The sequence below is a fragment of the Streptosporangium sp. NPDC001681 genome, assembly GCF_040298085.1.
In the GTDB taxonomy this organism is placed as follows: Bacteria; Actinomycetota; Actinomycetes; order Streptosporangiales; family Streptosporangiaceae; genus Streptosporangium.
In genome coordinates this window covers 1-24,180 of the sequence record NZ_JBEOZN010000142.1, presented here as the reverse complement: position 1 = coordinate 24,180, position 24,180 = coordinate 1, and the positions used below count along the sequence as shown (strand labels likewise).

Here is a 24,180-nt window from a genome sequence, read left to right as displayed (position 1 = left end):
TCGCCCTCGGTCACGTTGTCGTTGGCGCTGTCGGCGAGCCTGCCCCCCCACCCGGAGCCCGCCCTCGGCCGCCCCAGCGGCGCCCCGCCCCCCCCCCCCGGCGTTACCGGAGCCCGTCGCCGGACTCCCCGCACCGGGCTCCGGGTGACGTCATCATTCCCCGCGCCGGGCTCCGGGTGACGCCATCCCGCCGTACGGGGGCTCTCAGGTGCTGTCGCGCACGGTGAGCCGCGGCTGGAGCAGGGTGTCCTCGGGGACGACATGGCCCTCAAGCTTCTCCATGAGCAGCCGGACCGCCTGGCGGCCCACCTCCTCGGCCGGGATCAGCACCGAGGTCAGCGGCGGACTGGAGCGTTCCGCGATGTCGTCGGGGCAGATCGCCACCACGGCGACGTCGTCGGGCACCCGCCTGCCGTGCTGGCGCAGCGCTCCCAGCACGTGGTTGACCGCGGCCTCGTTGTGCACGACCAGCCCGGACAGGCCCGGCCTGGTGTCCAGCAGCTCGGCGATCACGGCGGACACCTGGTCGAAGTTCTCCTCGCACGACAGGGCCACCCCCTTCAGGCCGGTGTCGGCCACGGCCGCGGCGAAGCCCTCCCGGGTGCGGCGGGCGAAACCGGTGCCCCGGTCGTAGACGACCGAGGGGGCACCGAGCAGCGCGACCTCGGTGTGCCCGCGCTCGGCCAGGTGCTCCACGCAGAGCGCGCCCGCCCTCGCGAAGTCGAGGTCGACGCAGGTCAGCCCGGCCGAGTCGGCGGGGAAACCGATCAGCACGCTGGGCTCGGCGAGCTCCCTGAGCAGCGGCACCCGGCTGTCGTGCAGCTCCACGTCCATCAGGACCAGCCCGTCGACCAGCGCGCTCGCCGCCGCCCTGCGCAGCCCGTCCGACCCCTCGTCGGCGGTCAGCAGCAGCACGTCGTGGTCGTACCGCCGCGCGGCGGTGACCACCGAGGTGGCGAACTGCATCAGCACCGGGACGTGCATCCCCGCCCGCAGGGGCAGCACCAGCGCGATGACGTTGGCCCGTTTGCTGGCCAGCGCCCTCGCCCCGGCGTTGGGGTGGTATCCCAGGACCCGCACGCTGTCGAGCACCCTGCGCCGGGTGTCGGCCGAGATCGCGCGCTTCCCGCTGAGCACGTACGACACGGTGCTGACCGCCACCCCCGCGTGCCTGGCGACCTCGCTGATGGTCACCGCCCGCTCGCTCATGCGGTCTCGTCGAAGCTCAGGGCGGCCATGGTGATCCCCATGTTCTCGAACACCACATAAAGATCGTGGACTCCCCCCTGCTCCGCAAGCCCGGCGCGCACCTCGGTGAGGTCATGGCGGCCGGCGCGGGGGACGGGGAGGTCGCCGACCACGGGGCCGTAGAGGGGGTCGTCCAGGCGCAGGGTGATCACGCCGCCCTCGGCACTGGTGGCGCTGACCGAGCAGGAGGCGGCCCCCTTTCCCAGATCGACCGAGCGGAACACGATCCACGCCCCCTCGGCGGTGGACCGCACGGCGTCGCCGGAGACCCTGGCCGCGTCCACGAACGCCACCGAGTCGTACTCGTCGTGGTCCACCGCGGCGATCGGGCCCGCGAAGGCGTCGCGCGGCGGGATGCGCTCGCCGTCGACGTGGAAGGAGGCACAGAGCCGGATGTCGCGCGCGGAGCCACCGATCATGATCTTGTGGGACGCGTCCTCGACGACGAACCGGCCCCTGGTGACGTCCCAGAAGGCCAGTTCCCGAACGTCGAGGTCCCAGTCGACCCGGGTGCTCTCGCCGGGGGCGAGCCGCACCTTGACGAAGCCTCGCAGGCGGCGCAGCGCCTGCTTGACCCGGGAGCTCCGCTGGCGGGTGTAGATCTGGACGACCTCCACTCCGGCCCGGCCACCGGTGTTGGTGACGGTGGCCGAGGCGGTGAGCCGGCCGCCCCGTACCGAGACGGCCAGGTCGGTGTAGTCGAAGGTGGTGTAGCTGAGGCCGTGGCCGAAGGGGTAGAGCGGGGTGCCCCGGAAGTACTGGTAGGTCGCGTCGGCGGCGATGATGTCGTAGTCGAGCAGGTCGGGAAGCTCGCACGCGGAGCCGTACCAGGTCTGGGTGAGCCGCCCCTCGGGGTCGGCGTCGCCGAACAGCACCTCGGCCAGCGCGTGCCCGTACTCCTGCCCGCCGTGCGAGGACCACAGCACCGCGGGCGGGTCGTCGCCGTCCCAGGTCACCGGGTAGCCGCTGCTGATCACCATGACGGTCCTCGGGTTGACCGCGCGTACCGCCTCGACCACCGCCTGCTGCGCGGCGGGCAGCGCCAGGTCCAGGCGGTCCTCGGTCTCCCTGCCGTTGACCAGCGGATGGTCCCCGACGACCACCACGGCCACGTCCGCGGTCGCGGCGAGCGCTGCGGCGGCCTCGGCGCCGCTGACCACCCGCTCCACGGTGAGCCAGGCGGCGGCGTCGGCGTCGTCGACCAGGCGGAGGACCTCGCCGTCCAGCGCGACGTAGCGGCCCGTGGAGATGTGCCGGAGCGCCAGCGTGCCGCGCGGGCGCTCCTCGGTGCGGAAGGTCTGGCGCACCTCCCAGCCGTTGGGCCCTGGCTGGTCGTTGACCAGCACGCCGTCGTCGCCGACCGACAGGTGGCGCCCGGTCGCCACGGCCCGCAGCGCGTAGCAGCCGCCGCCCCAGTCGAACAGGTCGAACAGGCCGGGTTCGGCACCGATGCCGAGCGGCCCGCCGTCGAGGTCGGCGACGATGTGGCCGCCGTCCACCGAGAGCGTGATCCGGTCCACCGCCTCGCAGAAGACGGTCTCGCACCGCTCGGCGAGCCCGGCGCGGGCGGTGACCGCGTAGGGGAGCGTCCCGGAGTACCAGTCCTCCATGAGGGTGTCACCGAGCTGGCCGATGACCGCGATCCTGCGTACCGAGGTCAGCGGCAGGACTCCGTCGTTGCGCAGCAGCACGATCGAGCGCCGGGCGGCCTCGCGGGCCAGTTCCTGGTGCTCGGGGCAGTTGACCACCGCCTCGGTGATGTCGTCGTACGGGGTGGTGGGGTCGAACTCGCCCAGCCGGAAGCGGATGGAGAGCGCGTGCCGGACCGCGAGGTCGACGTCGGCCTCGGCGAGCAGGCCGCGCTCCAGCGCGGCGTGGATGTGACCGAGGGTGGCCCCGGTGCGGTCGTCGTCCTGGGTGAAGCTGTCGAGCCCTGCCTTGATCGCGTGCGCGTAGGCCTCGGGGAGATCGTCGTGGTAGGCCTGCAGGCCGGTGAGGTTGGCGGGCGCGTAGGCGTCGCTGACCACGAGGAGATCGTCGGGCGCCCAGGCCCGCAGCACCTCGCCGATCAGCGGGCTGAGGTGGGCCGGGCGGCCGTTGACCAGGTTGTAGGAGGGCATCACGGCGACCGCGGCGCCGCTGGTCAGCGCGGACCGGTAGGCCGGGAGCTCGTACTCGCGCAGCACCCGGGGCGGCAGGTCGCTGGAGGTGACGCAGCGGTCGGTCTCGTTGTTGTACCCGAGGAAGTGCTTGAGGGTGGGGGCGGTCTTCAGCACCGTGGGATCGCTCCCACGAAGGCCGGAGGCGTACGCCGTCGCCATCACACCGGTTAGCCACGGGTCCTCGGAGTAGCCCTCCTCGTTGCGGCCCCAGCGGGGGTCGCGCAGCGGGTTGACCACCGGCGCCCAGACGTTGAGCCCGGCCCCCGCCGGATCCTTGTGGTGGAAGGCCAGCACCTCGTCGCTGGTGGCCTCGCCGACCCGCCGTACCAGGTCGGGGTCCCAGGTGCTGGCCAGCCCGATCGCCTGGGGGAACACCGTCGCGGGACCGAGCCAGGCCAGACCGTGCAGCGCCTCGGTGCCGGTACGGAAGGGGCCGAGCCCGAGCCGCTCCACCGGCTGCTGGTACTGGTGCAGCAGCCCGACCTTCTCCTCCAGCGTGAGCCTGCCCCGCAGGTCCGCGATCCGCTGCGCGAGGGGAAGTTCCGGGTCACGGAACGGTTCGTTCATCGGGGACCATCCCTTTGAGAGCGTCGAAGCGCTTCGATTTTCTGTCCTGGAAAAACGCCTCTGTCGAAGCGCTTCGATAATCGGTCCGGGAAAACTCCGGTCGTCACCCGTGCGTTACGCGCGTGTTTCGAGCGGAGCTTCCCTGAAGGGTGCACTCCCGTGCGGCCCAGGTCAAGAGATCCGCGGCAAACGGCCCGAATCCACCGAGTCGAGCACTCGCGCGGCACCACCCAGCGCCCCCGCGCCGTAACCGAGCGTGGAGGCGACGACCCGGCAGCCCCCGGCGTCCGGCGCGATCACGCGCCCCCGCGTCTCGGTCTCCACCGCGGGCAGCAGCCACGGCGCGAGCGGCACGTAGTAACCGCCCAGGATGACCACCTCGGGGTTGAGCAGGTTGGCCAGCACCGCCACGCCCTTGCCGAGGTTGCGGCCCACGGTGTCGAGGACCCCGAGCGTGCGCGGGTCACCCCCGCGGGCCAGTCGCACCACCTCGTCGAGTTCGAGCTCGACCTCGGCGGGCGAGATCGTGGCGTGCTCCAGCACGGCGCCGATCCCGGCGACGGCCTCCAGGCAGCCCAGACGCCCGCACCGGCACTCGGCGCCGAGCGGGTCGAGCTGGATGTGGCCGATCTCACCGCCGTACCCCTGGCCTCCCCTGCGCAGCCGGCCGTCGAGGATGATCCCGGCCCCGACCCCGATCTCGCCGGTGAGGTAGACCAGGTTGGCCGTTCCGGCATGCGGGCCGAAGCGGTGCTCGGCCAGGGCCGCCAGGTTGGCGTCGTTGTCGACCTGGACCGGGAAGCCCGGGTCGCGCAGGGCCTTGGTGAGGTCGCCGCAGAGGTCGGCGTCGCGCCAGCCGAGGTTGGGCGCGATGCGCACGGTGCCGTCGGTGCCGATCAGTCCGGGCACGCCCACGGTCAGCCCCAGGACCTGGCGCTCCTGCTTGGTCATCCGGTTCACCACCCGGCGGACGATCCCGGCGACGGTGGCCATCGCCTGCCCCGCCGTGCCGGCGGCGCCGGGGAAGGACCTCCGCCAGGACAGCAGTTTCTCCCCCGACAGGTCCACCGCGACCGCGGTGACGTAGTCGACGTTGACCTCGATGCCGATCGCCGCGTACGGCGAGCCGTCGAGCACCAGCATCGTGGCGGGGCGGCCGACCCGGTTCTCCGTCAGGCCGGTCTCCCTGACCAGGCGACGGTCGATCAGATCGGCGACCAGGCTCGACACGGTCGCCTTGTTCAACCCGGTGGACGCCGCGATGTCGGCCCGCGAGCACGGCGCGTGCTCGCGCACGAACCTCAGCACGACGGCGAGGTTGGTGGCCCGCACGTCGGCGAAATCGGCCGGACGCGGGTCAGTCGTAGATGTGATCAAGGTGAGTCCCGCTCCCGCTCGGCCAGGCTGGCCCCATCATGCCCCATCGTTCACCAATCTGTGACCGCCCCCCGGCGGCCCGCGATCGGCGGTCCCTTGTGGCGACGGTCACCCTCGACTAATTTGTTTGGTCGAAAGACGAACTAATTCTACCCCGGAGCCATGCTCCACGACACCCCCCGATCCGTCTCGAACCAATGAAGGGAGCGCCCCGTGAAAGATCTTCCCCAGGGCGCGACGACCAGCCGCCGAGGCTTCCTCGGCCTGGTGGGGCTCAGCGCGGCCGCGGTCGCCGGCGGCGGCCTGCTGGCCGCGTGTTCCGCGCCCAGCGGCCCCCGGCCGGGCAGCGGCGGCGCCACGGCCGCCGCGGCGGACAAGCTGACGTCCCTCACCCCCACCTACACCGCCTTCCCCGGCGTCAAGCCCGACCTTCCCGGCACGGTCTCCACGCTGCCCGGAGTTCCCGACGTCAGCGGCGGCTTCACCTCCTACCCGGCCGCCCCCACCGCGGCGCTCACCCAGAAGGCCGGCAAGGGCGGCACCTACAAGGCCATGACCCCGCTCTGGGGCCCGCCGCCGCCCGGTCTGGCGAGCAACTCCTACTTCCAGGCGGTCAACGCCGACATCGGCGCCACCGTGGAGTTCCAGATCACCGACGGTAACGTCTACGGCGACAAGGCGATCGCCAGGCTCGCCGCGGGGGACATCCCGGAGATCATGGTCATCCCGAGCTGGGAGATCGACAAGATGGCGGACTTCAATACCGCCGTCGACAAGGCGTTCGAGGATCTCACCCCCTACCTGCAGGGCGACAAGGTCGCGCCCTACCCGCTGCTGGCCAACCTGCCGACCGCCGCCTGGCAGTGGTCGGTCTGGAACGACAAGCTCATGGCGGTGCCGTTCCCGACCGAGCCGTACCCCTTCGCGCTGCTCTACCGCAAGGACCTGTTCGACAAGAACGGCTGGAACGCCAACCCCAAGACCGCCGACGAGCTGTTCCAGCTCGGCAAGGAGATCACCGACCCCAAGGCCAAGCGCTGGGCGTTCGGCAGCATCCACGAGGTGATGTGGCCGACCTTCCGGATCCCGCAGGACTGGCGGTACGAGGGCGGCAAGCTCGTCCACAAGTACGAGACCCCCGAGTTCGAGCTGATGCTGGAGTTCATGCGGAAGGTCTTCAAGGAGGAGCTGGTCCACCCGAACGTGGTCAGCAGCAAGGGCGCCAACGAGAAGGACCTGATCGGCGCCGGGCAGATCCTCGTCTACCGCGACGGCCTGGGCGGCTGGAAGGAACTGCTCCAGCAGCACCGGGGCAAGAACCCCGACTTCAGCCTGGGTGCCTTCCCGCTCTTCGCCCACGACGGCGGCACGCCGATCATGTACCACAACACCGCGGCGGGCATCTTCACCTTCGTCAAGAAGGGGCTGCCCAAGGAGCAGGTGGAGGAGATCCTCGCCATCCTCAACTGGTGCGCGGCGCCGTACGGGACCAAGGAGTACGAGCTCGCCAACTTCGGCGTGGAGGGCAAGCACTTCACCCGGGGCGCGAACGGCATCCCGGAGGCGAACGACCTCGGCCGCAAGGAGGTCGCCTACACCTACGGCTTCCTCGGCGGGCGCCCGCTCTATGTGGACTGGCCCTACCCCGACGCGGTCAAGCTCAACGTGGACTGGCAGAACGCGTCCTTCCCCTACATCGAGAAGGGTCCCTTCGACGGGATCAGGATCCAGCGGCCGTCGAAGTACTCCGGGCTGCAGGTGCCCACCGAGGACAAGTTCACCGACATCATGCGCGGCCGTCGCCCGGTGAGCGACGCCAAGCAGATCGCCAACGAGTGGCGGCGGGACGGCGGGGACGAGGCCCGCGACTTCTACCTGAAGGTCCTGCGGGACAACGGCCGTGCTTAGCGACCACGCGAAGACCGGGCCGGCGGGTGACCTGACCTCACCCGCCGGCACCGGCACCTCCAAGGATGTCCGTAAAAGGGGCTCGAGGACAAGGCGGGCGCGCCCGCAACCCTTCGGATCACGACTGAAACGTGACTGGCAGCTGCTGCTGATGGCGCTGCCGGCGATCGGGCTGCTCATCGTGTTCCACTATGTCCCGCTGCTCGGCAACGTGATCGCGTTCCAGGACTACTCGCCGTACGTGGGCATCGCGGACAGCCCGTGGGTGGGGTTCGCCAACTTCCAGTGGCTGATGTTCGACGAGAGCTTCTGGGACGCGACGCTCAACACCCTGACGATCACCGCGTTCCAGTTGGTCTTCTACTTCCCGGTGCCGATCCTGCTGGCCGTGCTGCTGGACAGCGTGGTACGGCCCCGGCTGCGCCTGTTCATCCAGGGCATCGTCTACATGCCGCACTTCTTCTCGTGGGTGCTGGTGGTCACGCTGTTCCAGCAGATGTTCGGCGGCGCCGGCCTGCTCTCGCAGACGCTCAGGGACCACGGCTACAGCGGCATCGATCTCATGACGAATCCGGACACGTTCATCGTGCTGGTCACCGCGGAGACGGTCTGGAAGGACGCCGGCTGGGGAACGATCATCTTCCTGGCCGCGCTGGCGGCCATCAACCAGAACCTCTACGAGGCCGCCGCCGTCGACGGCGCGAGCCGCTGGCGGCGGCTCTGGCACATCACCCTGCCCGGCCTGCGCCCGGTCATCGTGCTGCTGCTGATCCTGCGCCTCGGCGAGGCGCTGAACGTCGGCTTCGAGCAGTTCTTCCTGCAGCGCGACGCGGTCGGCAGGGACGCCGCCGAGGTGCTGGACACCTTCGTGTACTGGCGCACGCTGCTCACCGGCGAGTGGAGCTACGGCGCCGCGGCCGGTCTGGTGAAGGGCCTGGTGGGACTGGTGCTGATCCTGGTGGCCAACAAGGTCGCCCACCGATTCGGCGAGCAGGGAATCTACAAACGATCATGACGACTCTTCCCCCCTGGGCCGAGCGGCCCAGCCGCGTCGGCGCGCTCCTCAAGGGGCTCCTGCTGACGCTCATCGTGGTGGGCGTGCTGTTCCCGATCTACATGGTCGTGCTGACCAGCCTGTCCACCCAGGAGGCGGTGACCGAGGCCGGCGGCCTGGTCACCGTGCCGAGCGGGCTCTCCTTCGCCGCGTACCAGGAGCTGTTCGCAGGCGGCGTGGTGACCCGGTCGGTCCTGGTCAGCCTCGGCGTGACCCTGGTCGGCACCGCCATCAGCCTGACCGTCACCGTGCTGGCCGCCTACGGACTGTCCCGGCCCGGCTCGCTGCTGCACCGGCCGATGCTCTTCCTGATCCTGCTGACCTTCCTGTTCGGCCCCGGGCTGATCCCCAACTACCTGCTGGTCAGCTCGCTGGGGCTGATCGACACGTACTGGTCGCTGATCCTGCCCGGCGCGGTCACCGCGTTCAACCTGGTGGTGATGCGGGCGTTCTTCATGAACATCCCGGACGAGGTGACCGACAGCGCCCGCATCGACGGCGCGAACGAGTTCCGCATCCTGCGCACCATCGTGCTGCCCATGTCCAAGGGCGTCACGGCGGTCATCGGCCTGTTCTACGCGGTCGGCTACTGGAACTCGTTCTTCAACGCCGTCCTCTACCTCAACGACAACGCCAAGTGGCCACTGCAGGTGGTGCTCCGGCAGTACGTCCTCCAGGGCCAGTCCCTGATCGTCGGCCAGAGCGGCGTCGGCACCCTCCCCGGCCAGAGCCTGCCGCCGAGCCTGGCCATCCAGATGGCCATCGTCGTCATCGCCCTGCTACCGGTGCTCTTCGTCTACCCGTTCGTCCAGCGCCACTTCACCAAGGGAGTCATCATCGGCGCCATCAAGGGGTAGCGGCGCGGTGTGCCGGGGCCGCCCCTGTGACCCGATGGACTCACCGGCCGTCCGCCGGATCCCCGAGCGACCGCGACAGCGCGTCCAGGCGGGCGACCTCGGCCTCGTTGTCCAGCTGCCGGTACTCCCGGCGGGCCTCCGCCAGGGTGCGGCGGGCGGCCGCGAGGTCGCCGCTGCGCGCGTAGACCTCGCCGAGCGCCCCGAGGGTGCGCGCCCTGCCGTAGGCGTTCTGCAGCCGCTCCCACAGGGCCGCGGCGGCGAGCAGGCGAGCGACGCTCTGCCCGTGCCGTCCCTCCTCGCTCTCCAGCAGGCCGAGCCCGTGCAGCGCGACTGCCTGGCCGTGCTCGTAGTGGCAGGCGGAGCTGGCGGCCAGCCCCCGCTCCAGCGTCCGGCGGGCGTCGGGGTGGCCGCGGTCGGCGTAGAGCTGCCCGAGATGGGCGAGCATCTGCGCCTCCATCAGGGGGTCGGCGGAGGAGCGGGCCCTCTCCACGGCCCGGCGGAGCTGTTCGGCGCCCTCGTCGAACCGGCCGAGCCGCTTGCAGATCATGCCGAGCAGGGCGCGCACCACGCACTCGTCGCGCGGGCTGGCCAGTTCCTCGACGATCACCATGGCCTGCCGGGCATGGCCGAGCGCCTCGTCGTAGCGCCCCCGCTCGCTGTCGATGCTGCTGAACTGCTGCAGCACATGGAGCTCGCCGAGCGGGTAGCCGCAGCTCCGGGCGATCTCGACGCTCTCCTGGAGCCGGGACAGGGCCCGCTCGTAGTCCCCCCGCAACCGGTACGTGTCGCCGCAGAGGTACAGCGCGTCCGCCGCACCGCGCGGCTCACCGAGCTCGCGGAAGATCCGGAGGGACGCGTCAGCCCACTCGATCTTGTCGTCGAGCACCGCTCCGGACTTACCGGAGTGCAGATCGGCCAGGTTGCGCAAGATGACCGCCTCGCCCCGGCGGTCGCCGACCACCCGGCAGGCGGCCAGCGCCAGCCGATGCGTGCGGATCCCCTCGGAGGCGTCGCGCAGCTCGTAGAAGGTCTGGGCGGCGGCGGCCAGTCCCCACGCGTACCCCGTCTCCCCCATCGCGGCCGACTGCCGCACCAGGGCGGCGAGCGCCTGCCGTTCCACCTCGAACCAGGCGAACGGGTCGCCCACCACGCTCTCGGCCGCGGCAGGACGCCAACGGGGCACGGCGGAGCGCAACGCCGCCACGGTACGCGCGGGAAGCAGCTCGTCGGCCCTCTCGGCGAGCAGCAGCCACCCGCCGAACACCCGGGACAGGGCCGCCCCCCGGGTGTCCGCGTCGTCCTCCCGCTCCGCGCGGTGCCGGGCGAAGATCCGGATCAGGTCGTGCAGCCGGAACCGCGGCCGCCCCCCGAGGTCGGGGCCGACCTCGTCGACGAGGCGCGCGTCCACCAGGGAGAGCAACCAGTCATCCGCGACCCGCTCCGGCGCACCGGTCAGCGCGGCGGCGGTCCAGGCCGGGAAATCAGGGACGTCGAGCAGCCCGAGCAGCCGGAACAACCGGCGCTGCGGCCGGTCCAGGCCCGCGTAGGAGGTGCCGATGGCGGCCCGCACATCGAGGTCGCCGGCCCGCAGCAGGTCGAGCCGCGACGTCTCGTCACGGAGTTCCTCCGCGACGGCGGACAGCCGCCATCCCGGTCGCGTCGCCGCGCGCGCCCCGGCGATCCGCACGGCCAGCGGCAGCTGACCGCACAGCCCGACGATCTCCAGCGCGGCGCCGGGCTCCTCCCGGGCCCGTCCGGCCGTCACGATCCTGGCGAACAGATCGAGGGCCGCACCGGGCTCCAGTACGTCGAGATCAGCGAAGTGGGCGGACTCCAGGCCGAGCAGCCGCTTGCGGCTGGTCACCAGCACCGCGCAGCCGCCCGCCCCCGGCTGGACCGCTCTGACCTGGGCCTCGGCCTCGGCGTTGTCGGCGAGCACCAGGACCCGCCGGTCCGCGAGCAGGCTGCGGTAGAGCTGGATCCGCTCGGTGAGCGGTTCGGGGACGGCGGGGCCGGGCACCCCGAGGGCACGCAGGAACTGCCCCAGCACCGCGCCGGGCGTGGTCTGGCCGGTGAAGTCGGCGTACAACTGGCCGTCGGGGTAGTTCCTCCTGAGCCGGTGCGCCAGCTCGACGGCCAGCGTGGTCTTCCCCACCCCCGCGCGGCCGGAGATCGCGATCGTGCGGAGCGCCCGGCTGTCGTCCGCGGCCAGCACCGCCGTCCAGTGCTCGATCTCCTTCTCCCGGCCGGTGAAGTCAGGCAGGCAGGGCGGGGTCTGCGCCGGGATCCGCCCCCGCCACACCGGGCGGCGCTCGTCGAGCAGGACCTGCTGGTGCACCCCGCACAGCTCGGGTCCGGGGTCGACGCCGAGGTCCTCCCGCAGCAGCCGCCGGTGGTCGGCGAAGAACTTGAGCGCCTCCGGACGCCGTCCCGCCAGGTGCAGGGCCCGGATGAGCAGGACGGCGAGGTCCTCCCGGTACGGGTGCTCCGCCACCAGGCTCACGAGCTCCTGCACGAGCTCCTCCGGCCGTCCCCGTTCGAGATCGCCCTCCATCCGCCAGACGAGCGCCGCCAGCCTGCGCTCGTCGAGCCCGCCGGCGTAGGCGGCCACCAGGGGCGTCACCGGCACGTCCGCCAGCACCGGCCCGCGCCAGAGCGAGAGCGCCCGGCGCACCAGCGGGGAGGCCCCATCCGGGTCACCCCGCGCGCGCAGCCGGATCCCCTCGTCGCAGAGATCCTCGAAACAGGTCGCGTCGACGGCGTCGCGCTCGACGTTCAGCCGGTAACCGCCGTGGCGAGACTGGATGACCTCGGCCCCGCGGTCGTCCAGCAGCCGCCGCAGCGACATGACGTAGCCGCGTACCAGCGTCCGGCACGAAGCGGGAGGCGCCTCCCCCCACAGCTCGTGGACCAGGTGGTCCACCGACACGTTCTGCCCGGCCCGTACGAGCAGCGCGGCCAGCACGCCGCGGACCTTGCTCCCACCGGGTGACACCCAGCGGTCGCCGTCCCACACCTCCAGAGGCCCTAGGCAGCGGAACCTCGTCGATGTCAACCGATCTCCACTCAGCCGCGGCCTGAACAGAATCTCTACGCCATTTCTACGGCACTTCTACGGCGGAGGCCAATGATTCCAGTGACCACCAAAGATCGGATCTGCGTTTCCGGAACGCACAGAAAGGAAGAGCTATGGTGCGATCGATCAGCGCCCTGGCCGACCGGCTGCTGAGCCGGCTGGTCCCCACCGGGCACGCGGACGCCGCGTCCTGCTACTACGAGCAATGTGGCGCCCGGCACTCCAGGTACTGCTGCTACTACCCCGACGACAACGTGATCGTCTGCGGCAGCTGCATCTACCGGCCCTAGCCCGGATTTCGCTCCCGCCGGCCGGTACTCCCGCCGGCCGGCGGGCCACCAGTGGAGAGGAACGAACACGATGCCCTATCTGACCGCTGCCGTCGTCATGCTGGGCGTGCTCTGCGGGCTGAACCTCATGCTGCTGCTCGCGGTGGTCCGGAGACTGAAGGAACACGCCCGCACGCTGGCCGGGCTGTCCGGGGCGGGCGACGCGCGCCTGCCCGAGGCCGGATCGGCGGTCGGGCACTTCGACGCGCTGAGCACCGACGGCGAGGCGGTGTCCCGCCACGCGCTCGAACCGGGCACCCTCGTCGGTTTCTTCTCACCCGGCTGCGAACCGTGCACGGAGAACCTGCCGAAGTTCACGGCGTACGCTGCGGCACTGCCCGGTGGCCGGTGCCGGGTACTCGCGGTGATCGCCGGCACCGACGACTCCGAGGACATGCAGGTCGCGCTGGCCCGGGTCTCCCGGGTGGTCGTGGAGGCGCACGGGGGGCCGGTGGCCGCCGCCTTCGGGGTGAGCGCCTTTCCCACGTTCTGCGTCCTGGACGGCGAGAGCGTCATCACCGCGGCGGGATTCGACCTCTCGGCGCTGCCGAACCCGGTCACGGCATGACGGCACGGGGAGAGGACCGGCGGTCGCGGCTGGGGGAGCTCGGCGCGGCGCTGCGCCTGGGGTGGCAGGCAGCGCCCCGGCTGCTGCTGGGGTACACGGCGCTCACCGTGGTCACCGCGGCCGCGCCGGTCGCGACCGCCTGGTTGACCAAGGTCGTGCTGGACGGGCTGACCGGCGAGAACGACCGCGTCATGACCGCGGCGATCATCCTGGTCACCGTCGGGGCGCTGACGCTCGCGATACCGCACGCGCGCCGTTACCTCCGGGCGGAGCTGGGCCGCTCGATCGCGCTCCGCACCCAGGACCGGCTGTACACGACGGTGAACGGCTTCACCGGGCTGTCGCGGTTCGAGGATCCCGCCTTCCTGGACCGGTTGCGCCTGGCGGAGCAGGCCGCCCGGCACACGCCGGGCCAGATCGTCGAGGGCACGCTCGGCATCGCCCAGAGCGTGATCACGGTGCTTGGCTTCGTCGCCTCGCTCGCGGTGATCAGCCCGATCATCACCGTGGCCGTGCTGGGCGCCGCCGTGCCCACGCTGATCGCGGAGATCTCCCTCAGCCGCCGCCGTGCCCGGCTGATGTGGAACATCAGCCCCGTCGAACGCAGGGAGATCTTCTACGGCCGGCTGCTCGGCGACGTGCAGGCGGCCAAGGAGATCCGGCTCTTCGGGCTCGGCGACTTCCTCCGCGGGCGGATGCGGGCCGAGCGGGTGCGCGCGAACGGGCAGCACCGGCGACTGGACCGCCGAGAGCTGATCACGCAGGCGGCGCTGAGCCTGGTGAGCGCGGGCACGGCGGGGGCCGGGCTGGTCATGGCGATCGGTACGGCGCTGAACGGCTCGGGCACCGCGGGGGACATCTCCATGTTCGTGGTGGCGGTGGCCTCCGTGCAGGCGTCGCTGACCTCCCTGGCCGAGCAGGCGGCCTACACCCACCAGGAGCTGCTGATGTTCGGCCACTACCTGGCCGTCGAGCGGCTGGAGCCCGACCTACCGCCGCCGGCCCGGCCCCGGCGGCTCCCCCCGGCCGGTGACATCGAGCTGCGTGATGTCTGGTTCCGTTACAGCGAGGACCATCCGTGGATCCTGCGCGGGGTGGACCTGACCATTCCCCACGGGTCGACCGTGGCCCTGGTCGGCCTGAACGGGGCGGGGAAGAGCACGCTGGTGAAACTCCTGTGCCGTTTCTACGAGCCGACATCCGGCTCGATTCACTGGGGCGGGATCGATCTGCGGGACGTGCCCGCCGTCGATCTCAGGAAACGGCTGGGAGTGGTCTTCCAGGACTACATGTCCTACGACTTCACCGCCGCGGAGAACATCGGGCTCGGCGACCTGACCGCGATCGAGGATCGGGAGCGGATCGTGGCCGCCGCGGAGCGGGCGGGTGTCGACGACATCGTGCGGCGGCTGCCGCACGGGTACGACACCATGCTGAGCCGCACCTTCTTCATGGAGGCGGACAGGGACGACCCGGTCACCGGGGTGGTCCTGTCCGGCGGGCAGTGGCAGCGCCTGGCACTGGCCCGGGCGCTGCTCCGGGACGACTGCGACATGATGATCCTCGACGAGCCGAGTGCAGGGCTGGACGCCCAGGCCGAACACGAGATCCACCGCCGGCTGCGGCTGCTGCGGGCGGGCCGGACGAGCCTGCTCATCTCCCACCGGCTCGGCGCGGTTCGCGACGCGGACCTGATCGTGGTGCTGGAGGACGGGCGGATCGCCGAGCGGGGCGACCACCACAAGCTGTACCGGGCGGACGGCCCGTACGCACGGCTGTTCCGTCTCCAGGCGGACGGCTACCGGGACGAGGTCGCCGTCATCGGGGCGGAGCCGTGACCGGGCCGCTCCTGGGCGTCCTCGCCACGGCGGTCCTGGCGGGCCTGCTCTGGACCCGGCGGCGCTTCCTCGTGGTGACGGTACACGGGGTGAGCATGGAACCCACCTACCGGGAGGGCGAGCGGCTCCTGATCCGCCGGGCGTCCCTGGCCGCGGTCCGCCCGGGGCAGGTCGTGGTGATGGCGGATCCGGTGCCCCCCGGGCAGTGGATCATCAAGCGCGCGGCCGCCGTGCCCGGCGACCCGGTGCCCGGGGAGGTGGCGGCTGCCGCGCGGGCCGCCCCCGGCGCACGGGTCCCGGCGGGCTGCCTGGTGCTGCTGGGTGACAACCCGGCCGCCAGCGTCGACTCCCGGAGGTTCGGTTACTTCTCCGGGGGGCGGCTGCTCGGTGTGGTGTCCCGCCGCTTGGGCGCCCAGGAGCGGGTCACGGACCAGGTCGTCACCGGCCGCGGACGCCGGTCGGGATCGCCGCCATGGCCGGATCCCGGCCCGTAGCCAGGCCCGGCAGTAGGCCGCACAGCGCCCGCGACCGGCACGGACCTGCCGGCCCGTGCCGGTCGGCCATCACCTACCCGTGCGCCGGCACCGCGTGGATGACGGACAGGAGCGACTCGCCGTCGAATCCGATGCGCACACTGTCCGGATCCTGGCGGACGAAAGCGGGAGGGATCGGTTCCGACACTGACTCCGCGGGCGCGGGCATCGGCCGGAAACCGGCCTCGCGCAGTCGTGCGAGCCATGTCTCGGTCGGCTCGTGACGTTCGTAGCGCTCCTCGTCGTCCGCCATGCCGACGATGTCGACCACCTCACGCCGGAAGAACAGCTTCATCGCGTTACGGTCGGCGACCGAGACGTCCAGCGCGTCTATCAGCCGGAAGACGGCGTGGAAGTGCCGCCATGAGTTGTGGAACCGCTCGGGCAGTGCCACCCGATGATGATCGGAGTCCGGCTCGCACAGCACTACGCCGTCCGGCTCCGCATCGCGCAGTTTCGCCAGGAACGTGTTCCTCTCGTCGGCGCCGGACGCGGTGTCCCGCAGGTGGTGCAGCGCGAATGCGGCGTTCACCACCAGCGGGCGTGGTGCTCGGCGCACCAGTTCCCAGTCCTCGTCGGTCATGTGCTCGGCGAAGCGGGGCACCTGATGGAAGTCCAGCGGGACACGAGTGTCGCGGATGGATCGTTCGGCCTGGTGGAGGCTGCCCACTGCGGGGTCCACCCCGATCACCGTCAGCCGCCCGGGTGCCTGGCCGCGACTCGCGAGCGCGGCGAGCACCGCCGCCTCCTGGCCTCCCGAGCCGATGCCCACCGACATCAGGGTGGCCGTGTCCCGCCCGGCGAGGTGACCGGCGAGCAGCGCACCGCCGATACGACCGGCCAGAATCACCACCGGCAGGTGTTCGGCCACCAGGTCGAACAACTCGATTTGCGGCCGCTCGAAACGGCACAGATACAGATTGTCCCGCTCATCCTGGTGAGTGCCGAGCCGACGGGCCAAGGCGTCGTGGTAGAGCAGGTAGAGGAAGTCATCGCCCACTTTCTCGGGGGCGATCAGGTCGCGTAGCTTGTCCAGCCAGCGCCGGGCGGTGTCAGTGCGGCCCGCGTCCGTTTCTTCCACGGCGCGGCACAGCATGTCGAATGCATGAACACTCACGTTGGTCCTCTTTACTTCTGTGCATGACGGCTGCCCGGTGGCATGGGCCGCGAGTGTCTTTTCCGCCGTACTCCGGAAGGGGGCCAGGCCGCGGTACACGTCCGCTGCGCTGCCAGGCACGTTCGGGGAGCAGGGCACGGCCGGTAAAGCCGGTCGTCTGACGGCTCGGGCGCCCATTTGGGTTCATGGTCGGAGTGAATCTCGATTTCGAATGGGACCACTACGCACCGATCCGTACGTGCTGCCTCTCGTTTCTCCCGGTGACTTTTCCGTGAAAGAATGACGTCGGCCCCCACGAGAAGATCCCTGAGCCGGGAAAACGTCTTCCCGCCTGCTTTCTCCTCGTCAAGCGCATAGTTGGACAGCACTCTTGGAATTGACTTGTATGCGCTTTGGAATCGGCTTAGTACTCCGATGGAGCACACCAGGCGATGTTCGGGCCTCAGCAGGACCGTCGACCAGGTGCCCGGACCGGCGGCGGATCGGCACATCGCGATGACGCGGTTCCCAGTCCGTCTCGCCCGCGAGTCGATCGCCGCCCTATCCGGTTCCAAGTCGCCCACAAGCGGCATGAGTCATGCTCGTCGCCATGCGGAACAGGGGCGACGGCGGTGAGAAGGCGACCGGGTGGGCGCGGATCGGCCCGTGGACGGTGCCCTGGCACCTGGCCTGGTGGTTCACCGCCGTCCTGGTCGCGGTGGCCGCGGCGCATTTCGTGCTGCTCTGGGAGCACCCCGGCACGTCCCTGACGATCTTCAACCTGCTCGCGCTCGCGTTCTACTTCTGGGCCTACGGCCAGTGGCGCCGCCGCTTCGAGCCCGAACTGGAGTCGTCCGGCGCGCAGCATTGGCTGGTCCTGCTCTTCGCGTTGATCCTGGCGCTGGTCCTGTGGCCGGTCGGAAGTTGCGGCCCGCCCATCGGGACGCTGATCCCCTGGGTCGGCGACGACCCCACGGAATGCGTAGGCCTGAAAGCGAGAATGACCCAGCTCACCCTGCTGGGCCTGCTGGCCATCCCGCTGGCGGTCTCCACCGCCGTCAACCGCGCCCGCGGCTGACCTCGTCCACGGTTTTCGTACCGACAGGTGCCACGACGCGGACTTGGCCCACGGGAACACCCCGGCCGCGGTGGCTCGTTCCCCGCGATCGGCGAACTGGCCGACGGGGGTACAGCGGGGCGTGAGCGTGGGCCCTTCCTTTGGACATTGCCCGGCCGGGCAATGTCCAAAGGAGTCAGTGGTCAGGCCAGAGCCCGGTGGCCGCCAGCGCCTCCTGCGGGGACGAGACGTACCTGACGCCGGCGACCGGATGCCCCGCACCGTCGAGTAGCCGCCAGCCGCCGAGCTGGACCACCGGGGCGCGGCCGTGGCGCATCGCGAGCGCCAGTTCCGACAAGGTGCCCCACGATCCACCGACGACGATCACAGCATCACCCGAGTTGACGATGATGTTGTTTCGCGCCTCCCCGACGCCGGTCGGGATCACGATGGAAAGGTCCGGGCCGGCGTGCTCCCGGTCCGCTCGGGACAGGATGCCGACCACCGTCCCGCCCGCCGAGCGGGCGCCGGACGCCACGGCGGCCATGACTCCCGTGTAACCACCGCAGATCACCACCGCGCCGCGCTCCGCCAGCAGCCGGCCGATCTCGCGGGCATTGGACTCGTCCTCGCCGGTGCAGTCACGCGGACCGCAAACCGCTATCTGAATCGTCACGATGAGACCTTTCCAGCGGGCGGCGACCACCGGGACGAATCGAGCCGGTCGTACATCGACACCATGGTGGTGGCGAGCTCGCCGGAGGTGAGACCCGTCAGCGCGATTTGAGTACTTCAGTCTGGAAGCGCTGGACCAACGCCCGCGCCTCGTCCTCACCTCCGGAGGGCACCGCGACGTCGGCGAGCTTCGACGATGTTTCTCCGAACCTGCCCTGCACCATCCCGGTGAACCGCAAGAATGCGGGGATCTCATTGTTGGCCTCGACGAAATCCACTTCGTGCAGTCTGACACCAGGCGAGTACAGCACCGCATACCCGCCCGGCAGACGGTAGACACCGAGCGGGCTGATGTAGATCTCGCCCTGCGGGCGGCTGCGCGTCATCAGGGTGGTGGTTGTCGCGATCGCCATGCCCACGAGCCCTATGGCGGTGATCAACGCACCGGCGAAAATAGCCGTGTCATCGCTCATGGCGAACCCGACTACCACGCTCACCAGACCGATGGCCATCATGACCAGCAAGGTCGTGTACGAGTTTCGCCGGTCACGGCGCCTCTCGATGTCGTTCGCGGCCTTCCAGTCGGCCTCGTCGTAGTGCCAGTGCGCCCAACTCTGGCCGGCCAGCATCTGGTTCATGTCCCGCAGGTACACCTGCGGCCGCAGCATCACCGCCAAGATGAGCCAGAGCACCAGCAGTGCCCCGACCGGTATGCCGAGGGAGATGAGCCAGGCAGCGCCGGGGCCCTGCTCCCAGTCACTGAACATGATCCGCAAACCCACGACCATCAACACCGTGACGCCGAGGGACATCAGAAGCGATGAGCGAAGATGCACGATCGAGAACAGCCGGGTCATGGCGAAGACCCCGGCCTGGCCGTTTTCGGAAGTCGTCAAGATCTCTCTTCTCATTGTCGTCCGTGTGCCTGACCTTGTCGCGCCGGACGTGGAAACCGGGGTGGGGCTACCGATCAAACGGCCCGGCGCACTGGGAGTGCCGGACGCCCTGGTCCGGCACTTGATTCGCGGTCAGCTCCAGGTGGCGCTCTTGAGCACGTTCGACAGCCCCGGTGTGTTCCAGACGTCCACCACCAGAATCTTCGACGAGGGCAGGAACCACTCCCGCTGAGTGAAGCTCGCCGTCCGCCGGCCACCGTTGTTCGTCACGCACTGGTTGGGCCAGGCGGTGTACTTCGCCTTGTGGCCGCGTCCGACCTGGTGCAGACCTGCCGAGGTGGCCTTCTCACCAGGGAACCAACTGGTCTTGGCGTTGAACGGACAGGGCACCACTCCACTGAAGGGATAGAACTGCTCCTTGCCGGTGTACGTGAGGAAACCACCCCCGACCGGGACCTTGGTGATCGCCTTTGCGCCGAACACCCAGAACCCTTGGCAGTTCGGGGCGAAGGGTTCCGGCCTCTTGCACTGTCCGGTCACCACTACGACGCTGCTCCCGTTACGGTGCACCTTCCAGCCGGCGGGGATCTTCAGGTTCATGCCCTGGAAGGAGAAGGCATTGGTCCCCGAAGCCGACGAGCCGGAGGAGACCCCTGCCGCTGTGGCCGAGGCTGTGGCGGGAGCGGCGAGTACGGCGGCGGCGGCCAGGACGGCGAGGATGGAAGATCGTTTTCTCATGCCGGGAACCTACTGGTCCCCACTTGTAAATCTCTGCGGCTTCATTTGTAGCGCGGTGTCATCGACGGAATGGCCCGGCACGCCGAGCGGTCCTCGCACGGCTGCGCATGCGGCTTCGGTGACATGTTCCTGCGGGCCATGCCACACCGCCCCGTCCCCACGCTGATTCATGAGAGCCGTCAACCACGGCGCCGCGCTCTGGCCGTCCGAGCATCAGGCGATCGTCGCATCGCGTGCTTCTGAACGGAGCCGCCCGTCGTGGTGGGTCCACGACAGGCGGCATCCGTCTCAGGCCCCCTTGGACAGGGCCGCGAACTCGTCGTCGGTCAGTTCGACGCCCGCGGCGGCGATGTTGTCCTCCAGGTGGGCGACCTTCGAGGTGCCGGGGATGGGGAGCATCACCGGGGAGCGCTTCAGCAGCCAGGCCAGGGCGAGCTGGGACGGGGTGGCGCCGTGTGCCCTGGCCGCCTCGGCGAGCGGGCCGCCCTCCTCGGCCAGCTTGCCGGTGGCGAGCGGGAACCACGGGATGAAGCCGATGCCGTTGGCCTCGGAGTACTCCAGCAGCGGCTCGGCGTCGCGCTGGGCGAGGTTGTAGAGGTTCTGCACCGAGACGATCCTCGCGAACCTGCCCGCCTCCTCGACCTGCTCGACGCTGACCTCGCTGAGGCCGATGTGCCGGATCTTGCCCTCCTGCTGCAGCAGGGCGAGTTCCCCGACCTGGTCGGCGAGGGGCACCTTCGCGTCGATGCGGTGCAGCTGGAACAGGTCGATCCGCTCCACGCCGAGGTGGCGCAGGCTCAGCTCGGCCTGCTGGCGCAGGTACTCGGGGCGGCCGACCGGGCGCCAGTCGTCGGGGCCCGACCGGGTGAGCCCCGCCTTGGTCGCGATGACCAGGTCCTCGGGGTAGGGGTGCAGCGCCTTCTTGATCAACAGTTCGGAGACGAACGGGCCGTAGGAGTCGGCGGTGTCGATGAAGTTGACGCCCAGCTCGACGGCGCGGCGCAGCACCCGGACCGCCTCCTCGGGGTCGCTCGGCTCCCCCCACACGCCCTTCCCGGTGAGCTGCATCGCCCCGTACCCCAGGCGGTTGACCGTGAGGTCGCCCCCGATGGCGAACTGGCCCGACGCCTCGGCGGGACGTTCCGTACTCGTCATGGTGTTCTCCTCAGAATTGATCGAAATCACGGCTCGAAACGGCCACAACGCACTACCTGGGCCGATGCTTCCCTTTTCAGCGCCCGTACCCGGAAAACCGCTTTCAACCACGTACGGCCCGCTCCCCTCGGGGAGCGGGCCGTAGCCGGGGTCGGAGCCGGGTCAGCGGGTGAAGGTCACCTCCTTCACCCGCAGGGCGCCCCTGAAGACCAGGTAGACGTCCTGCTTGCCCCGTACGCCAGTGACGGGGGCAGCGGCCGTGGCCCAGGAGTAGATCCCGCCGGTGGCGGCCACCGGCACGGTCCCGGCGAGCCTGCCGGTCGGGGAGCCGAGCCGGATCTCGACCGAGGAGGCGGCACCCGCCGCGACCCCGAGCCGCACGCCGGTGACCCCGGCCCGGAAGTCCACGTCCTCGAAGGTGATCCACTCGCCCGCCGAGGCGCCGACCGCGTCACCGCGGACCTTGGTCTCGTCGACCAGCTCGACCCCCGCGTAGTCGTCGAAGTCGGCGGCGCGGGTGGGCCGGGTGAGATCGCGGGGACCGATCCGCTCGCCGTCCACCCGTACGGTCACGCGCTGCCGGATGGCGTCCGAGGACGAGCCGACCATGACGTCGTGGGTGGACGGCTCCACCGCGAAGCGACCCCTGGTCACGTCCCACAGGGCCAGGTCCGTGGTCTTGAGCGAGAACTGCACCGTCTTCGACTCCCCCGGGGCCAGCCGCACCCGCTGGAAGCCTCGCAGCTGCTTGACCGGCTGCTCCACCCGGGAGGCGTGCTGGTGGGTGTAGAGCTGGACCACCTCGTCGCCCGCGCGCGAGCCGGTGTTGGTCACCTTGACGCTCACCTCGTACCCACCGCTCCTGGCGGTGGCCTTGAGGCCCTGGTAGCCGAACGTGGTGTAACTCAGGCCGTGGCCGAAGGCGTACAGCGGCTTGGCCTTGGAGTACAGGTAGGTCGCACCGGTCTTGACGATGTCGTAGTCGAGGATGTCCGGCAGGGTGGCACCGGCCCTGGGCCAGGTCTGGGTGAGGCGGCCGGCCGGGTTGGCGTCGCCGTACAGCAGGTCGGCCAGCGCGTTGCCGGTCTCGGCTCCGGCGTGCGTGGTCCACAGGATCGCCGGGACCTTCTCCTGCAGCCGGTCGATCGTGGTCGGGTAGCTGTTCTCCAGCACGACCACGGTGTTCGGGTTGGCGGCGTGCACCGCCTCCACCAGCGCCCGCTGTCCCTCGGCGAGACCGAGGTCGGTCCGGTCGTGGTCCTCACGGCCGTTGATGAACGGCATGCTGCCGACCACGACCACCGCCACCTCGGCGCCCTTCGCCGCCGCGACCGCCTCGGCGATCCCGCTGCGCACGGTCTCCTTCTCGAAGCGGGTGGCGTCCTCGGCTGTGGTCAGGCTGAGCGTGCCGTCGGCCGCGGCCTTGACATACTTGTTCGGGCCGAACCAGTCGTAGGCGGTCTCGTAGCCGGCGTAGCGCAGCAGCGTCGTGCCGTCGGCCTGCGCCTCCAGCTTGAACTGCTCCTGGACGAACCAGCCGGTGGGCTGCTCCTGGTTGTTGACCAGGGTGGACCAGTTCGCCCGGCTGACGTACTTGCCGTTGGCGACGCTGCGCAGGGTGACGATCCCCTGGCCCCAGTCGAAGACGTCGAACTGCTCGGTCGCGCCCGCGGTGGTCGCCGAGAGCTTCAGGTCGGCACCGGCCCCGGTGCCCGCGGTGAGGTACCTGCCGCCGGACTTCAGCGCGATCCGGTCGACGCCCTCGCTGGTGACGGCGGCGGCGGACCGCGCCCTGATCCCGGCGAGCGGGGTGACCTTGTAGGGCAGCCTGCCGGAGTACCAGTCGGTGTAGAGGGTGTCGGCCAGCGGGCCGACCACCGCGACCTTCTTGGCGGGGCTGAGCGGCAGGGTCTTCCCGGAGTTCTTCAGCAGCACCGCCGCCTCGGCCGCGGTCCGCCGGGCCAGCGCGCGGTGCGCGGGGCTGTCGACCACGTCCTTGGTGATCTTCCCGTACGGCCCGCCGTCCGGGTCGAACTCGCCGAGCCGGAACCGGATGCCGAGGATGTTGCGTACCGCGGTGTCGATGTCGGCCTGGGTCAGCAGCCCTCGCGTCAGCGCCTCGTTGACCGCGGCCACCGTCGGGGCGGCGTTGGTGTCGTTCACCGTGAAGCTCTCCACGCCCGCCTTGAGCATGGCGGCGGCGGCCTCGGCCTGGGTGGCGAAGTAGCCCTGGGAGCCGGTGAGGTTGTTGGGCCCGCCGGCGTCGGAGACGTTGAACAGCGGCCTGTCGGTCCAGGTCCTGACCGTGGAGTTGAGGTCGGTGACCGTGGCGGGCCGCCCGTTGATCAGGTTGTAGGCGGTCATCACGCCGGTGGCCGCGCCCGCCTGCAGCGCGGTCTTGAACGCCGGGACGTCGTACTCGTTGAGGACGCGCGGGCGCAGGCTGGAGGAGGTCGTGTCGCGGCGGACCTCGTTGTTGTTGGCCAGGAAGTGCTTGAGCACCGGGGCCGCCCGCAGGTGGTCCGGGTCGTCGCCCTGGATGCCCGAGCCGTACGCGGTGGAGATCGCGCCGGTGAGCAGCGGGTCCTCGGAGTAGCCCTCCTCGTTGCGGCCCCAGCGGGGGTCGCGGAGCAGGTTGACCACCGGCGCCCAGAGCTGCAGGCCCCACAGCCGGGGGTTCTCCGCGTGGTAGCCCCTGGCCTCGTCGCCGACGGCGGCGCCGACCTTCTTGATCAGGTCGGGATTCCAGGTGCTGGCCAGGCCGACGGCCTGCGGGAACACGGTCCCCTCGGCGGTCACCACGCTGCCGCCGTTGTCGATGTCGGTGGACCAGGCGACGCCGTGCAGCGCCTCGGTGCCGGTCTTGAACAGCCCGATGCCCAGGCGGTCCACCGCGGGCTGGTACTGGTGAAGCCAGGAGATCTTCTCGGCCTGGGTGAGCCGGCCGAGCAGGTCGTCGACGCGCTGGCTCAGCGGGAGTGCGGGATCACGGAAGGGGTACTCGTAGGCCGCGCGGGCCGGGGCCGCGCACAACCCCAGGGTCAGG

Annotated in this window: 18 protein-coding genes; 8 read left to right on the top strand and 10 right to left on the bottom strand. The window is 70.6% G+C overall.

Annotated features, from left to right (window positions below; all coding sequences use genetic code 11):
- Positions 1-204: 204 nt before the first annotated feature.
- The 3 genes from ABT130_RS40085 to ABT130_RS40075 all read right to left on the bottom strand — a co-directional run bounded on the left by ABT130_RS40085 (position 205) and on the right by ABT130_RS40075 (position 5,354).
- Entirely contained in the window at positions 205-1,209 is a 1,005-nt protein-coding gene (locus tag ABT130_RS40085; RefSeq protein ID WP_350964670.1) for a LacI family DNA-binding transcriptional regulator, read from the bottom strand.
- Positions 1,206-3,977: a glycoside hydrolase family 3 C-terminal domain-containing protein gene (locus ABT130_RS40080; protein ID WP_350964668.1), complete on the bottom strand. Its 2,772-nt coding sequence runs from the start codon at positions 3,975-3,977 to the stop codon at positions 1,206-1,208. Before ABT130_RS40080 ends, ABT130_RS40085 begins: the two co-directional genes overlap by 4 nt.
- Positions 3,978-4,148: 171 nt before the next feature.
- Positions 4,149-5,354 carry an ROK family protein gene (locus ABT130_RS40075; RefSeq protein ID WP_350911807.1) on the bottom strand — a complete coding sequence of 402 codons (1,206 nt, stop codon included), beginning with the start codon at positions 5,352-5,354 and terminating at the stop codon, positions 4,149-4,151.
- 213 nt (positions 5,355-5,567) lie between these two features.
- Between ABT130_RS40075 and ABT130_RS40070 the strand changes: the two genes are divergently transcribed.
- From ABT130_RS40070 to ABT130_RS40060, 3 genes are read left to right on the top strand one after another with little or no spacing between them, the layout of a single operon-like run.
- Positions 5,568-7,262 (top strand): extracellular solute-binding protein, encoded by a 1,695-nt coding sequence (locus ABT130_RS40070; RefSeq protein ID WP_350964665.1) that lies wholly within the window; start codon positions 5,568-5,570, stop codon positions 7,260-7,262.
- A complete protein-coding gene (locus ABT130_RS40065) occupies positions 7,255-8,277 on the top strand; it encodes an ABC transporter permease (protein WP_350911803.1) in 1,023 nt (340 codons plus the stop codon). The genes ABT130_RS40070 and ABT130_RS40065 overlap by 8 nt, the downstream gene beginning before the upstream one ends.
- Positions 8,274-9,173 (top strand): carbohydrate ABC transporter permease, encoded by a 900-nt coding sequence (locus tag ABT130_RS40060; protein ID WP_350911801.1) that lies wholly within the window; start codon positions 8,274-8,276, stop codon positions 9,171-9,173. The genes ABT130_RS40065 and ABT130_RS40060 overlap by 4 nt, the downstream gene beginning before the upstream one ends.
- A 40-nt stretch (positions 9,174-9,213) precedes the next feature.
- On the opposite strand, the gene ABT130_RS40055 is transcribed toward ABT130_RS40060, so the two are convergent.
- Positions 9,214-12,228, bottom strand: coding sequence for an AfsR/SARP family transcriptional regulator (locus ABT130_RS40055; RefSeq protein WP_350964662.1), 3,015 nt, complete (start codon positions 12,226-12,228; stop codon positions 9,214-9,216).
- A 134-nt stretch (positions 12,229-12,362) separates the two neighbouring features.
- On the opposite strand from ABT130_RS40055, the gene ABT130_RS40050 reads away from it, so the two are divergent.
- The 4 genes from ABT130_RS40050 to ABT130_RS40035 all read left to right on the top strand — a co-directional run bounded on the left by ABT130_RS40050 (position 12,363) and on the right by ABT130_RS40035 (position 15,478).
- Positions 12,363-12,539 carry a hypothetical protein gene (locus ABT130_RS40050; RefSeq protein ID WP_350964660.1) on the top strand — a complete coding sequence of 59 codons (177 nt, stop codon included), beginning with the start codon at positions 12,363-12,365 and terminating at the stop codon, positions 12,537-12,539.
- A gap of 70 nt (positions 12,540-12,609) precedes the next feature.
- Positions 12,610-13,146, top strand: coding sequence for a TlpA disulfide reductase family protein (locus ABT130_RS40045; protein ID WP_350964657.1), 537 nt, complete (start codon positions 12,610-12,612; stop codon positions 13,144-13,146).
- On the top strand, positions 13,143-14,984 hold the full coding sequence (locus ABT130_RS40040) for an ABC transporter ATP-binding protein (RefSeq protein ID WP_350964655.1): 1,842 nt from the start codon (positions 13,143-13,145) through the stop codon (positions 14,982-14,984). The genes ABT130_RS40045 and ABT130_RS40040 overlap by 4 nt, the downstream gene beginning before the upstream one ends.
- Entirely contained in the window at positions 14,981-15,478 is a 498-nt protein-coding gene (locus ABT130_RS40035) for a S26 family signal peptidase (protein WP_350964652.1), read from the top strand. The genes ABT130_RS40040 and ABT130_RS40035 overlap by 4 nt, the downstream gene beginning before the upstream one ends.
- 73 nt (positions 15,479-15,551) lie before the next feature.
- On the opposite strand, the gene ABT130_RS40030 is transcribed toward ABT130_RS40035, so the two are convergent.
- Positions 15,552-16,634, bottom strand: a complete 1,083-nt coding sequence (locus ABT130_RS40030; protein ID WP_350964650.1) for a GRAS family protein — start codon at positions 16,632-16,634, stop codon at positions 15,552-15,554.
- A gap of 589 nt (positions 16,635-17,223) precedes the next feature.
- Here ABT130_RS40030 and ABT130_RS40025 point away from each other — a divergent pair.
- On the top strand, positions 17,224-17,691 hold the full coding sequence (locus ABT130_RS40025; RefSeq protein ID WP_350964648.1) for a hypothetical protein: 468 nt from the start codon (positions 17,224-17,226) through the stop codon (positions 17,689-17,691).
- Positions 17,692-17,866: 175 nt separating this feature from the next.
- Here ABT130_RS40025 and ABT130_RS40020 read toward each other — a convergent pair whose 3' ends face one another.
- From ABT130_RS40020 to ABT130_RS40000, 5 genes are all read right to left on the bottom strand, one after another.
- On the bottom strand, positions 17,867-18,346 hold the full coding sequence (locus ABT130_RS40020) for a TIGR00725 family protein (RefSeq protein WP_350964645.1): 480 nt from the start codon (positions 18,344-18,346) through the stop codon (positions 17,867-17,869).
- 97 nt (positions 18,347-18,443) lie between these two features.
- Positions 18,444-19,241 (bottom strand): hypothetical protein, encoded by a 798-nt coding sequence (locus ABT130_RS40015; protein ID WP_350964642.1) that lies wholly within the window; start codon positions 19,239-19,241, stop codon positions 18,444-18,446.
- A 132-nt stretch (positions 19,242-19,373) separates the two neighbouring features.
- Complete coding sequence (locus tag ABT130_RS40010; RefSeq protein WP_350964639.1) at positions 19,374-19,979, bottom strand: hypothetical protein; 606 nt, start codon at positions 19,977-19,979, stop codon at positions 19,374-19,376.
- A gap of 288 nt (positions 19,980-20,267) precedes the next feature.
- A complete protein-coding gene (locus tag ABT130_RS40005; protein ID WP_350911777.1) occupies positions 20,268-21,134 on the bottom strand; it encodes an aldo/keto reductase in 867 nt (288 codons plus the stop codon).
- Between the two features lie 162 nt (positions 21,135-21,296).
- Positions 21,297-24,179 carry a glycoside hydrolase family 3 protein gene (locus ABT130_RS40000; protein WP_502992243.1) on the bottom strand — a complete coding sequence of 961 codons (2,883 nt, stop codon included), beginning with the start codon at positions 24,177-24,179 and terminating at the stop codon, positions 21,297-21,299.
- Position 24,180: the final 1 nt, after the last annotated feature.

Coding starts and splice junctions, on each gene's coding strand:
- ABT130_RS40025 (WP_350964648.1), top strand. CDS start 17,224: ATGCGGAACAGGGGCGACGGCGGTGAGAAGGCGACCGGGTGGGCGCGG.
- ABT130_RS40050 (WP_350964660.1), top strand. CDS start 12,363: ATGGTGCGATCGATCAGCGCCCTGGCCGACCGGCTGCTGAGCCGGCTG.
- ABT130_RS40080 (WP_350964668.1), bottom strand. CDS start 3,977: ATGAACGAACCGTTCCGTGACCCGGAACTTCCCCTCGCGCAGCGGATC.
- ABT130_RS40060 (WP_350911801.1), top strand. CDS start 8,274: ATGACGACTCTTCCCCCCTGGGCCGAGCGGCCCAGCCGCGTCGGCGCG.
- ABT130_RS40010 (WP_350964639.1), bottom strand. CDS start 19,979: ATGAGAAAACGATCTTCCATCCTCGCCGTCCTGGCCGCCGCCGCCGTA.
- ABT130_RS40005 (WP_350911777.1), bottom strand. CDS start 21,134: ATGACGAGTACGGAACGTCCCGCCGAGGCGTCGGGCCAGTTCGCCATC.
- ABT130_RS40040 (WP_350964655.1), top strand. CDS start 13,143: ATGACGGCACGGGGAGAGGACCGGCGGTCGCGGCTGGGGGAGCTCGGC.
- ABT130_RS40085 (WP_350964670.1), bottom strand. CDS start 1,209: ATGAGCGAGCGGGCGGTGACCATCAGCGAGGTCGCCAGGCACGCGGGG.
- ABT130_RS40045 (WP_350964657.1), top strand. CDS start 12,610: ATGCCCTATCTGACCGCTGCCGTCGTCATGCTGGGCGTGCTCTGCGGG.